This is a genomic window from Tautonia sociabilis (assembly GCF_003977685.1).
In the GTDB taxonomy this organism is placed as follows: domain Bacteria; phylum Planctomycetota; class Planctomycetia; order Isosphaerales; family Isosphaeraceae; genus Tautonia; species Tautonia sociabilis.
The window spans coordinates 1-12,408 of the sequence record NZ_RYZH01000088.1 but is presented as its reverse complement, the minus strand read 5'-3'; the positions used below and the strand labels follow the sequence as shown (position 1 = coordinate 12,408).

The 12,408-nt window shown below is 71.6% G+C and carries 9 protein-coding genes; 3 read left to right on the top strand and 6 right to left on the bottom strand.

Annotation, left to right across the window (positions count from 1 at the left end; genetic code table 11):
• The 3 genes from TsocGM_RS26370 to TsocGM_RS24800 all read left to right on the top strand — a co-directional run.
• On the top strand, positions 1-275 hold a 275-nt coding region (locus TsocGM_RS26370; RefSeq protein WP_199756903.1), incomplete at its 5' end, for a hypothetical protein.
• A gap of 895 nt (positions 276-1,170) precedes the next feature.
• The gene (locus TsocGM_RS24805; protein ID WP_158633754.1) at positions 1,171-2,091 is read left to right on the top strand and encodes a sulfotransferase domain-containing protein; all 921 of its coding nucleotides are present in this window, start codon (positions 1,171-1,173) and stop codon (positions 2,089-2,091) included.
• 211 nt (positions 2,092-2,302) lie between these two features.
• Positions 2,303-3,046 (top strand): leucine-rich repeat domain-containing protein, encoded by a 744-nt coding sequence (locus TsocGM_RS24800; protein ID WP_126728155.1) that lies wholly within the window; start codon positions 2,303-2,305, stop codon positions 3,044-3,046.
• Between the two features lie 115 nt (positions 3,047-3,161).
• On the opposite strand, the gene TsocGM_RS24795 is transcribed toward TsocGM_RS24800, so the two are convergent.
• The 6 genes from TsocGM_RS24795 to TsocGM_RS27765 all read right to left on the bottom strand — a co-directional run bounded on the left by TsocGM_RS24795 (position 3,162) and on the right by TsocGM_RS27765 (position 12,251).
• Positions 3,162-3,917 carry a glycosyltransferase gene (locus tag TsocGM_RS24795; RefSeq protein ID WP_126728154.1) on the bottom strand — a complete coding sequence of 252 codons (756 nt, stop codon included), beginning with the start codon at positions 3,915-3,917 and terminating at the stop codon, positions 3,162-3,164.
• Positions 3,914-4,669: a class I SAM-dependent methyltransferase gene (locus TsocGM_RS24790; RefSeq protein ID WP_199756902.1), complete on the bottom strand. Its 756-nt coding sequence runs from the start codon at positions 4,667-4,669 to the stop codon at positions 3,914-3,916. Before TsocGM_RS24790 ends, TsocGM_RS24795 begins: the two co-directional genes overlap by 4 nt.
• Positions 4,633-5,658: an NAD-dependent epimerase/dehydratase family protein gene (locus TsocGM_RS24785; protein WP_126728153.1), complete on the bottom strand. Its 1,026-nt coding sequence runs from the start codon at positions 5,656-5,658 to the stop codon at positions 4,633-4,635. The genes TsocGM_RS24790 and TsocGM_RS24785 overlap by 37 nt, the downstream gene beginning before the upstream one ends.
• A 259-nt stretch (positions 5,659-5,917) precedes the next feature.
• Complete coding sequence (locus tag TsocGM_RS24780) at positions 5,918-7,123, bottom strand: nucleotide sugar dehydrogenase (RefSeq protein WP_126728152.1); 1,206 nt, start codon at positions 7,121-7,123, stop codon at positions 5,918-5,920.
• A 134-nt stretch (positions 7,124-7,257) separates the two neighbouring features.
• Positions 7,258-8,013, bottom strand: a complete 756-nt coding sequence (locus TsocGM_RS24775) for a class I SAM-dependent methyltransferase (protein WP_126728151.1) — start codon at positions 8,011-8,013, stop codon at positions 7,258-7,260.
• A 497-nt stretch (positions 8,014-8,510) separates the two neighbouring features.
• Positions 8,511-12,251 (bottom strand): DEAD/DEAH box helicase, encoded by a 3,741-nt coding sequence (locus tag TsocGM_RS27765; protein WP_126728150.1) that lies wholly within the window; start codon positions 12,249-12,251, stop codon positions 8,511-8,513.
• Positions 12,252-12,408 lie beyond the last annotated feature (157 nt).

The following is a 12,408-nucleotide window of genomic DNA, read 5'->3' as shown; positions in this document are numbered from 1 at the left end:
CCCGCCTGCCCGCCACCAACCTCCTCCGCTTCGCCCCCGGCGCCACCGGTCCCCTCACCCGATTCCTCGACGACGTCGTCCGCATCCGGGCCGACGAGTGGGAACCCCGCTACAACCTCGATCCCGTCCTCTTCGCCGACGTCCGCATCGTCAACCTCGGCGCCCCGGCCGCCTCCCCCCCCGCCGGCCCGGCCCCCGCCGCCGCCCCCCGAGGCGCCGCCGCCCCCCCCGCCGAGGGGGACCGCCCCGCCCCCCCCTCCCGCCGGGACCCCTGAGCCCCAACCTCCCTCCCGGAGCGCCGGCCGATGCCCGAGATCCTCGCCTCGACCTTCGTCCGGGCCGATTCGGCTCTCGGACGGGAGGCTGGAATCGTGTCGCCCCCCGTCCCGGCCGGCCCTCGACGCGGGGGGCGACCCCACCCTCCCCACACTCCCAGGCCTCCTCGATCCGAAACCTCCGGGATCGGTCGGCTCGAATTCCTGTGACCGCCCCCCCCTCGGATCGCGATCTTCTCGACGGGAGCGGTGAACGCCAGGGCGCTCCCCGTCCGCCTCGATCTTTGACAACTTGAGTCGAGACACCTTCAAAGCCCTCGACCTCTCCCTCGCCAGGGCGGCCCCTCAGCCGAGCATTGTTCCCCGCCGAGGCGCGGTGCGCCCGCCGACGGAACGAACCCAAGCGGCCCGAAATCCGGCGAATAACATTTTCCAAAATTCGTTGAAAAGAAAAAGGTTATGACGAGGACGCCTCGGGGAGGCGGCCGGCGAGGTCTGGCGCACCGATCGCGATTCCGCCCCGTCGCCGGGCAGCCCGAGCCTCCCGGACGATCGCCGAATCCGCCGCCCGGAGCGGTCGCTTCGGGAGGGCCGAGCGGAGGCGGCCGGCACTCGCGGCCTCCCAGACGGTCGGACGCAAGGGCGACGGAGCGAACCCATTGGGCGGGCGTGCCGATCCGCGTTTTGTTGTCCCAAGAGGTTTTCTCAAAAGGACTTGAGCGGAATGTGTCTGGACCGGCCGCACAGCGCACCGCAGCGCACCGCCCGCGTCCGGCGCTGGGTTGGCGGGATCGAGGGCGCGATCCGGCTGGACCGCCGACCGGGGATCGGCTAGCGTGCGGCGTTTGGGATGAGGAGGGGCGGCCGGGGCGATCAGGGACGGAGAGGCGATGCCATGGATGTCATCTGCTGCGGGATGTACCGGGCCTGCTCGACCTGGCAGTACGAGGTGGTGGCCCATCTGATCGAGTGGCGGCGCCGGGGGGAGCGGCTCGGCTACCGGGAAGGATCGGGGTACGACCCGGCGCCGGGCCGGGGGAGGTTCCGGGTCCTGAAGTGCCACGACCAGCACCCGAACTTCGCCCGGGCCGTGGCCGAGGGGGATGCGCTGGCCGTCTACTCCTACCGAGACCTGCGCGACGTGGTCGACTCGATGCGGCACAAGGCCGGCCGGTCGTTCGACGAGCTGATGGCCGAGGGGCTGGTCCACCGGATCCTGGAGAACGACCGCTTCTGGATGGCCCGGCCGGGCGTTCTGGCGCAGCGCTACGAGGATCTGGTCGCCGACCCGGTGGCCGGCGTGCTGGAGCTGGGCCGGTTTCTCGGCATCGACCTGTCGGTCGCGGAGGCCGAGGAGGTCGCCGAGGCGTACTCCCCCGAGGCCAACCGCCGCCGGGCCGAGGCCGTCCGGCTGGCCTCGGCCGGTCGGGACGACTCCCCGGCCGATCCCTCCCGGGCGACCCGGCTCGACCCGGAGACGCTCCTGCACGGCAACCACCTCCGCTCCGGCCGCGTCGGCGGCTGGCGCGAGGCGCTTTCGCCCGGCGAGCTCGCCCTGCTCGGCCTCCTCGGCGGCGACTGGCTGGTCCGGCGCGGCTACGAGGCCGATCGCTCCTGGGCCCCCCCCTCCTCCTCCCCGCTCCGGGACGCCCTCGCCCTGGCCCGGTCGCGCTGGCACTGCTGGGTCTACTTCACCGCCCGCCGCTTCCCCCGGCTGGCTCGGGCCTCGCGCCGAGTCCTCCGGCTCGACCGCCCGCTTGCCGAGTCGTCCGGGTCCGGACCCCGCCGCCCCCGCCAAGGAGTTCCCTCGACGTGAGGGGGCCCCGGCTCGAAGCCGACCGGTCCGGCGATTGGGCCGGCCGATCCCGAGGCTTGCCCTCAGCCGAGGGCCGGGCCGGGCGTTGCGAAGGAGCGGCTCGGCCAGTAGCCTGAACCCCGAGCGACCCGGCCGGACCGAACCGGAAGGCCGCGGCGCCCGCACTCCACCCAGCCCCTCCCCACCGCTCGCCCAGGGAGTCCGACCCACGATGAACCGCCTGGCAACCGCCCTCGCCCCCTGGTGGCTCGCCCTGCCGCTGATCTGCCCGGCCGCCTTCCCGACGTCGGCCTTCGCCCAGGACGAGGAGAAGAAGGCCGACGAGCCCGAGGCCAAGCCCGAGGAGCCCGCCCCCAACCCCGACGACCCCGAGGCCCTGAAGGCCAAGGTCGCCGAGCTGCAGAAGCGCGTCGGCGAGCTGGAGCTTCAGGTCGCCATCCTCGAGCTGGAGAAGCTCGGCGCCAGCGTCGCCGTCGAGGGGCCCGACGACGGCCCGAAAACCACCCGAGTTACCCTGCCGAAGCTCTGGAGCGGCGACGCCGCCGCCCTGGAGAAGCTCAAAGCCCTGCCCGAGGTGAACGTCGTTTATATCGACAACCCCGAATTCAACGACGAGGCCGCCGCGAAGCTCAAGGAGCTCAAGTCCATCTCCTCGCTGACGATCATGTCCCCCGCCCTCACCGGAGCGGCGCTGGAGCACCTCAAGGAGCTGCCCGGCCTGGACATGCTCTTCCTCACCGGCACCGCCGTGGGGGACGAGGGCCTGGCCAGCCTGAAGGACCTGCCCGAGCTGAAGGAGCTCTCGCTGAGCAAGACCAAGGTCACCGACGCCGGCCTGGCCACCCTGGCCGAGCTTCCCCAGTTGAAGACCCTCTACCTGATCGGCACCGAGGTCAGTGACGAGGCCGTCGCCAAGCTCCAGGAGGCCAAGCCCGAGGCCCGCATCGTCCGCTGACGCCCGCCCCCTTCGGCTCGGGGGATCGCCCGGCCCGTTCCGCCCGATCTCCGAGCGGTGGCCCGGGTCCGGTCCCCCGGGCAATCGCCGCACGGAACGGGGCCGATCTTGGGCGTCAGCCGTCGGCCGGCTTCCGGGGAGGCCGGTGGGTCAGGGCGTAGCCGTACCACTTCAGGTAGTGCGGCAGCCAGGCGCTCAGGCGGAAGCGCGACTGGCCGGCCGATCGGTCGCGCCAGGTCGAGGGGACCTCTCCGATCTTCCGGCCGGCGGCGTGGGCCTTGGCGGTGATCTCCAGCGAGTAGGCGAACCCGCCCTGGCTCTCGATCGGGAAGTCGAGCAGCACCCGGCGGCGGTAGGCCCGGAAGGCGTTCGTGGCGTCGTGGATCGGCAGGGCGCCGAGCCAGTAGAGGCTGACGCCAGCCACCCGGGACATCGTCTTCTTCAGCAGCGGCCCGCCGATCTGGCGGCCCCCCTTCATGTATCGGGAGGCGGCGACGATGTCGTACCCCTCGTCCCGGATCATGGAAACCATCCGGGCAACGACGGTCAGGTCGTCGGACAGGTCGGCCATGGTGATGATGACCACCTCGGCCCGACTCGCGGCGATCCCGGCCCGGATGGCGTTGAGCACCCCCTGGCCCAGGTCGTTCTTCACGGCCTCGACCCAGGGGAGGCTCGGCGAGAGCCGGCGGAGCTCGGGCAGGGTGTCGTCCTCGTCGAAGTCGTAGACGACCAGCACGCGCTTGGGCATCGGCACCTGGGCGTCGATCTCCGCCAGGGCGCGGGCGATGTTGGCCCCCTCGTTGTAGACGGGCATGACGAAGTCGATGACGGGCCCGTCTCCGGCCGATCGGTCGCCGCCGCCGATCATGCCGGCGGGCCCCAGGGCCGGTCGCCGTCGGCCGGCTTGCGGGCGACGACGAGCATCTGCTTGCCGAAGAGCCACCGCGCCGGCGGCAGGGCCAGGTACAGGCGGACCAGCCAGGGCCACTTCGGCAGTCGGCTCTTGGTCGTGTAGGGGAGGAACCGGGCCCGGCACTCGACCACCTCGAAGCCGGTCACGCCGAGGGCCTCGGCCATCCCCTTCTCGCTCAGGGGCAGGGTGTGGTCGAAGAAGTCGTAGAAGGCGCCGCCGACGATCCGGGCGTTGGGCTGCATGATCATCAGCCGGCCGCCGGGGCGGAGCACCACCCGCAGGGCGGCCAGCACGCGGAGCAGGGCGTCGGGGCCTCTGAGGTGCTCGAAGACGTTGCTGGCGAAGGCCAGGTCGATCGAGTCGGGCTCGAGCACGTCGTCGAGCCGTTCCAGCGGATGGCGGTAGACCTCGACGTCGTCGGCGGCGGCCAGGGCGGTGTCGGGGTTCAGGTCGACGGCCACCCGGCGGGCGGCGGCGATGTGGTTGATGAAGTCGCAGTAGCCGGCGCCGACGTCGAGCACCGAGCCGTCGGCCGGCACGTAACGGTCGAAGAACGACCGGCAGAGCACCCGCCAGAGGCGGACCTTCTCCAGGCGGTCTCGCCGGCTGAAGCGGCCGGCGTAGAGCCGGTCCAGCTCCCCTTCGAGGGCGCCGACCGCCAGTGTCGGGGTCAGATGCCCCCGACCTTGATCTGCTGTTCGATCCACGGGATGATCTCGTCGAGTGACCGGGACAGCGGGGTCGTCGCCTCGAAGCCCAGGATGCGCCGGGCCTTGCTCACGTCGGGTACCCGGCGCCGAACGTCGTGCGGGAAGGGCGGGTCGCTGACGTATCGGAACGGCTCGTCGCCTCGGATCTTTCGCCAGACCAGCTCGGCCAGTTCGAGCACGGTGGTCGACTCGGCGGTCGAGAGGTTGAAGTCCTCGTTGGTCGCGTCCGGGTGCTCCACCGCCAGGCGGATCCCCCGGGCGAGGTCGCCGCCGTAGGTGTAGTGCCGCACCTGCCGGCCGTCGCCGAGGATGTGCAGGGGGTCTTGCCCCTTGAGCACCTTCTGGACGATGTCCGGCACGACGTGGCTCATCGCCAGCTTGACGTTGCCGGACATCACCTCGTGGTCCCCCAGGGCCCGCTTCTCGCCGATGCCAACGCAGTTGAACGGCCGGACGATCGTGTAGGGGAGCTGGTACTGCTCCCACGCCCCCTGGGCGAAGTACTCGGTGGCCAGCTTCTGGAACCCATAGGTCGACGCCGGCGGCGGGCACCGGCGCTGGGCCCCCTCGGGGGTCGGGAACTCGTCGCAGCTCTCGAAGACCATCGACGAGCTGACCACGGTGATCTTCCTCAGGCTCCCCTTGCCGCCGTCGAAGGCCGAGATGGCCGCGTCGAAGGCGGCGGCGGTGATCCGCTCGTTCTCCGCCAGGAGATCATACGCCTTCTCGTGGAACAGGGAGATTCCGCCGATGATCGCCGCCCCGGCGACGAAGTGGTCGCAGCCGGCGAGCAGCCCGGTCAACAGCCCGACGTCCTTGGCGTCTCCCTTGACGAGCGTATACCTCGGATTCGAGTCGTAGGCGTGCTCGATCGGCCCGTATTTCGAGTAATTGTCCAGGCCGACGACCTCGTGGCCGGCCTCGAGCAGCTCCTCGACCAGGTAGCCGGCGATGAACCCGGCGGCGCCGGTGACCAGGATCTTCATCGGGTCGACGGTCCTTCCGGGGCGGTGCGGGGCGGGGCGGGGAGGCCCTCGCAGCGCGATCCATCAGTCGTGATGGGAACGGGGCCGGCCCGGGGATCCTTCCCTTCCGGCCCTCGCCGGCCTTATCCTGTCAGGAATCGTCCCGGCGATCAAGACGAGCGGGAGGGACCGGGGCTCCCCCAGAGCCGCCGAGGGGGGGGAGGGAGCCAGGTTCCCCTCGTCCCTTCCTCCGCGTCTTTGCAAGTGCCCCCACTCCCCCTCAACCCGGCAAGGCCCCCTTCCCGTACAGGTTCCACACATCCACCACCGGCCGATCCGCCGGGATCTTCAGCGCTCGGTACCTCCGGTGCGGCACGCCGATGAAGAGGATGTCGGCGCGGGCCACCACCTCCTCGACGGGCAGGAAGCTCGGGTCCTGGATGTACTCGTCGGTGCAGAGGACGGCGCCGGCCTCGTACTCCAGGAGCTTGCGGAGCTTGTACGAGAGCGACTCGCGCGGGTCGTCGCTCTCGGCCTTGAAGGCCATGCCGAGCAGCCCGGCGGTCATCTTCGCCAGCTCGAACCGGGTCTTGGCGTGGCGGACGAGGAAGTTGGGCAGGCCCTCGTTGATGAGCATGGCCGCGTGGCCGAGGGCGAAGTTGTTGTTGTAGGCGGCCGAGAGCTGCATCGTGTCCTTGAACAGGCATGGCCCGGCCGCGAACCCGGCGCGGGGCAGCCCGGCCATGCGGGGGTAGTCCCGGGTCAGGGCGTCGTGGATCGTGTAGAAGTCCAGGCCGTGATCGGCGGCGATCATGAAGAACTGGTTGGCCGTGGCGAACTGGATGTACCGCCAGACGTTGGCGAAAATCTTCGTCAGCTCCGCCTCCAGCGGCGACAGGCGGATCAGCGACGCGGCGATCGTGCCAAACAGCCGGGAGGCCGCCTCCACCGCGTGCTCGTCGCAGCCGGAGACGATCTGGGGGAGCACCACGAGTTCTTCCATCGCGCGGCCCTCGGCCACGCGCTCGGGGCAGAAGGCGACGTGCACCTCGGGGTTCTCGGCGGCGATCAGGTCGCGGACCTTCTCCGTGGTGCCGGGGAAGACGGTGCTGCGGAGGATCACCGTCTGGCCGGCCCTCAGGTGGGGGATCAGCCGCTGGAAGAACCGCCGCATGGTGTGGAAGGTCGGGTTGAGGTGCTCGTCGACCGGCGTGCCGATGACCACCACCACGTGCTCGGCCTGCGAGGCCAGCGCGGGATCCGTGCCGACCTCCAGCGTCTGGCCGACCACCTGGCGCAGGGCCTCCTCGGCCCCCGGCTCCAGAAACGGCATCCGGCCGGAGCGGACGACCTCGACGGCACGCTCGTTGATGTCATAGATCTTCACCTTCAGCCCCCGGGAGGCGAAGGTGATCGCCAGCGGCAGGCCGACGTGGCCGCAGCCGCCGACCACGCAGACATCGCACGGAAAGGCCGGGTGGGCCATCGCTTCGGATCGGGCGGTTGCTGGTCGACCGTCCCGCCTCCCTGGGGTGATCGGGGATCGCGCCCGATCGATCGGGCGCGCGGGCGCCTCCGTGCCGAGCGGCGTCCCGGTTGTAACAGACCCCCGGTGGGCCGTCAAATCGAGCCGGGCGCGGGCGGCCGGCGGGCCGAGGCCAGCAGCGAGGAGCCCATCGGGATCGGCACCCGGCGCAACAGGCGGTCCTCCAGCTCGCAGAGCCGGCGGGCCGCCGCGTTGAGCGACGGCGCGGGGATCCCGTGCTGGGAGAGCCGCCGCCCCGGGGGCCGGCCGGCGTTGATCAGCCGCACCGCCAGCTTCGGCGCCACCAGAGACCGGAACAGGTAGCGCACCCGCACCCGGCCCAGGCCCGCCTCCGACAGCATCCGACGGAGCTGGCCGGCGGTGTAGCGGCGACGGTGCTCGTTCCGCTCGTCGTGCTCGTCCCAGAGCAGCGCGAAGGCCGGCACCATCGCCACGAGCAAGCCCCCGGGCCGGAGCATCCCGGCCATCGCCGAGAGGGCGCCTCGGTCGTCGTCAATGTGCTCCAGGACGTCCAGCGCCGTGATCAGGTCGAACCGCCAGGACGGGTCGTCGTAGATCGGGTCCCCCAGCGGCCGGGTCGAGATCCGGCCGCGATGCGGGGCGATCGGGTCGAGCAGCCGCTCGTCGACCTCGATCCCCCGGACGGAGCCGAACCGTCCCAGGACCTCAAACGACAGGCCGTCGCCGCAGCCGACGTCGAGGATCTCCAGCCCCGACCCGGGGCGGACCCCCAGCGCGCCAAGCTCCTTGAGCAGGATCCCCTCGCGGGCCCGCCACCACCAGTGCTCCCGGTAGAGCCGGGCGTATTCGGCGCCGTAGTCGGGTTGCATCGGCTCAGGACGACCTCGCCCTCCGGAGGCGATCCGGGTCGAATGCCGCCGGGTGGATCGAGGGGCGGCCCGGCGCCGGGCTGCTCGAGCGGTGTCGGGCCGAGCGACCCCAAGGGCCCGATCGGTCGTCGCGATCCATCGCCGTCGGCTCCTCGACCAAGAACAGCCCGGTCTCCCGGGGCCTCCTCGGATCCCGTCGTTCCGGAGGCGGTCTTCGCCCGCAACGTAGCGAACAATCGCTCGCAGGGGAAGCACACGTTCTCAACCGGGTTCGGATCCGGAGGACGAACCAGTGTCTACCCTTGTCGTAGGGCCCCTTCCTGTGGCAGGAGCGGGTCGCGTTGCGGAGTCCATCGAGGACCTGACGCTTCTCGATCCGCTCGATGTCTCGAAATCACCGGGGAGGGAGCCGGAACGAATCCGCATGACGAGGCGCCCGGGGGTGCCTGGCGGGGCTGGTGGGGGGCCCCGCCGGGCTGGCTCGGGGAGGGTCGGCATCAGGAGAGCAGGAACTCCAGGTCGTCTCGAGAGAGGGACTTGATGATCGATCGGTTGTCGGCGTTGAGGATGGCGTCGGCCAGCTCGCGTTTCTGTTGCTGGAGGTCGACGATCTTCTGCTCGACGGTGTCGCGGCAGATCAGGCGGTAGGCGAAGACGTTGCGGGTCTGGCCGATGCGGTGGGAGCGGTCGATGGCCTGGGCCTCGACGGCGGGGTTCCACCAGGGGTCGAGCAGGTAGACGTACTCGGCGGCGGTCAGGTTCAGGCCGAGGCCGCCGGCCTTCAGGCTGATGAGGAAGATCGGGCAGTCGGGGTCGTTCTGGAACCGCTCGACGCGCTGGGCGCGGTTGCGGGTGCGGCCGTCGAGGTACTCGTAGGTCAGCCCTTCCTGGTCGAGGGCGTCTCGGACCAGGCCGAGGAAGGTGGTGAACTGGGAGAAGACCAGGGCCTTGTGCCCCTCGTCGACGACCTCGGCGAGCTGGGGCAGGAGCATGTCGAGCTTGGCCGAGGGCTCCTCGGCGTACTGCTCGGCGTTGATCAGGGCGGGGTGGCAGGCGGCCTGGCGGAGCCGGAGCAGGGCCTCGAGCACCTCGATCTTGGACTTGTTCAGGTCGGACGTGCCCTTGCGCAGCAGCGCGTGGCGGTAGTGGGCCTTCAGTTCCTCGTAGATGCGGCGCTGGGCCGGCTCCATGGTGCAGTAGAGGGTGTTCTCGGTCTTCTCGGGCAGGTCCTTGACGACCTGGGCCTTGGTGCGCCGGAGGATGAACGGCTTGAGGGCCTTGGCCAGGCCGGCGCGGGCGCCTTCGTCCTGGCCGGCGGAGGCGGAGGTGAGCCCCTTGAAGGCGTTGGCGCTGCCGAGCATGCCGGGGTTGAGGAACTCGAAGATCGACCAGAGCTCGCCCAGGTGGTTCTCGATGGGGGTGCCGCTCATGGCGAGCTTGTGGCGGCCTCGGAGCAGTCGGCAGGCCTTGGCGGCCTGGCTGGTGGCGTTCTTGATCGCCTGGGCCTCGTCGAGGATGACGAAGTCGAACTCGATCTTGGCCAGCTCGGCGGCGTCGGTGCGGACGGTGCCGTAGGTGGTGACGATCAGGTCGTACTGATCGAAGGTTTCGCGCATCTGGGGGCGGCCGCGGCCGGTGTAGTCGAGCACGCGGAGCTTGGGGGTGAACTTGGCGGCCTCCTCCAGCCAGTTGAAGACCAGGGAGCGGGGGACGACGGCCAGGGCCGGGCCCTGGGCGTCGCCGCGTTCCTTGCGGTGCTGAAGCAGGGCGAGCACCTGGATCGTCTTGCCCAGGCCCATGTCGTCGGCCAGGATGCCGCCGAAGCCGAAGCGCTGCAAGTAGTCGAGCCAGCCGAGCCCTTCCCGCTGGTAGGGGCGGAGCGTGCCCTGGAAGCCCTCGGGGGCTTCCAGGGCGTGGAGGCCCTCGAACTCGCGGAGCTGTTGCCGGGCGCGGCGGAACCCCTCGTCGACCTTGACGTTCCCCTGGCTGGCCAGCAGGGCGTCGAGCAGGCTGGCCTGCGAGAGGTTGAAGCGGAGGATGCCGTTCTGCTCGGTGCCGAGGTCAACGAGCATCCCGTACTTCTTCATCCAGTCTTCGGGGAGGACGCCGATCGACCCGTCGGCCAGGGTGATGCGGTTCTCGCCGCGGCGGGCGGCGGCCATCACCTCGGGCAGTGGCACGGACTGGCCGCCGAAGTCGACGGCGCCGTCCAGCTCGAACCAGTCGATGCCGCTGGTGACGGAGAGCTTGAACTCGCCGACCGGCTGGATGACCTCCCCCTCGGCCTCGACCTGCCAGCCCTCGGCGACCAGCTCGCGGACGACGGCGCCGAGCCGCTTGGCGGGCAGTTCCAGGGTGCCGGGGTCGACCAGGTGGTCCTTCGACTCGCGGAAGCCGACCTCGAAGAGGCGGATGGCCGCGGCCTGCTCGGCGGGGACGTCGCGGTGGATGACCACGTTGCGGCTGGTGCTGACGAACAGGTTGCCGGTGGTCTGGGCGGGGACGGCCGTCCCCTCGTACACGTATTCGAGCTGGCCGAGGACGCGGTCGGCCTCGACGCCGTAGTTGCGCCGAGGGCTGCGGGCGACGAGCCGGGGACGGGGGGCGGAGCGGATCGTCTCCAGCGGGAGGTCCTCGATCAGGTCGCTGGGGCCGAGCTTGGACTCCTCGAGGATCGAGGCGAGCATGGCGTCTTGCTTCTCGGCGTCGAGGAAGATCAGCTCTTTCTCGTCGCGGAGGCGGGCGACCCACTGGGGGACGCCGGCGTCGTCGAAGCGGGCGGCGCGGCCGGTGCCGAGCACGAGCATGCCGGGGAGAATGGCCAGGGGCTCGGCCAGGTCCATCCGGCCGTGCTTGCGGTGCAGGGCGCCGCGCCAGGTCCAGCGCTTGCCGGCGGCATCCTGGCGGACGTCGAGCCAGAACTGCCAGGGGGGGCCGTCGTCCCAGCGCAGGCCCGGCGGGTCTTCCTCGCCGTCGGTGCGGCGGAGGCGGCAGCGGCCGGTCCGGCAGAGGCGTTCGACGATCTCGACCTGGCGGCCGGGGGCGAGCACGAAGCGCCGGATCGCGCCCGGCAGCCGGGCCGGGCCCCGGGAGGAGGAGGAGGAGTGGGAGTGGGCGTGGCCATTGCCGCCGCCGGCTCCGGCCGAGGCGCCGAGGTCCCGGGCTTGCTGGAGGAATTCGAGAACCTGGAGGTCCTCGGCGTCGACCTTCGAGGCGGCGGTGGCCGGGGTGTGCCACCAGGGGCGCAGGGGGCCCCGGGTGCCGTCGGGCTTGCGCTCTCGGCGGGCGAGGTCGATCACCAGCCGGCCCTGGGCCTGGGTGGCGGGCACGTCGACGATGTAGTAGAGCCGGCGCTTGGTCTTCTTGGCCTTGTTCTGCGAGGGCTGTTGCAGGGCCTGGCCCCCCTTGCCCTGGCCCTGCGGGCCGGGGCCCTTGGGCAGCGGCTTTGCTCCCTTGCCGAACGGGGCGCCGGGGCGGGGGGGGAAGCCCTTGGGGCCGGAACCGGGGCCGGGCGGCCCGCCCTGGTGGCCGGGCTTGCGGCTTCGGGGGCCGGGCCGGTCCGGGTAGCCGACGAAGCCGGGGCGGTGCGCGGCCGGGTCGGCGGGGCCGGGGCCATGTCCGTGGCCGTTGAGGTGGCCGTTGGGGGGAGCGTCGGCCGGAGGAGGCGACGGCTGGCGGCGGGGGGGGCCGACGGGGATCAGGCGCAGGGGGCGGCCGTCGGGGCTTTCCAGCAGGCCGCGGGCGTCGGTGGCCAGCACGGTGGCCCAGATGTGCTTGCAGGGGGCGCCGGCCCCCTCGGGGCCGAAGTAGGGGCAGGTACAGGAGGCGAGCAGGCGGTCGCCGCGGAGCCAGAGCCGGACGCGGTAGCTGGTGGTGCCGCGCACCTTGGCGGCGATCTCGCCGGGCCCGTCGACGCGGACCAGGACGCGCCCCTTGGCGAAATAGGCCCGCCCCCGGGCCCGGACTCCCTCGGCGAAGTCGCGGGCGACCTTCTGGGCGATCCCCGTCGGCGCCTTTCGTCTCGGTTCCACGCTGCTCTCCTGGCGTCGGAGGTCGGGGGCGAACTCGGAGTCGACCGGGCCGGGCAGGGTGCCCGGGCCGGAGTCGAGATCCGAGCCGATTCGCCCCCGGAACGCCCGCGCCACGGCCGAATCGGCGGTCGTCCCGGGCCGATCGTCGATCGGCGGCTCGGGGCGGCCGGAATCGCCGGGGCGCCAGTCCTTGGTCAACTCGTCCATTCGTCCTCGGTCGAGCCGGCCCGATGGGGGCTCGGCTCGGTTCCACTCGACTCGATTCGACTCTGGGCCCGGCCGGGGAGGCCGGTCGCTCCGGTCTGGTTTCGTCTGGTCGGGTCGGGTCGGGGCGGAGCGGAGCGGAGCGAGAGACCACCGCGAG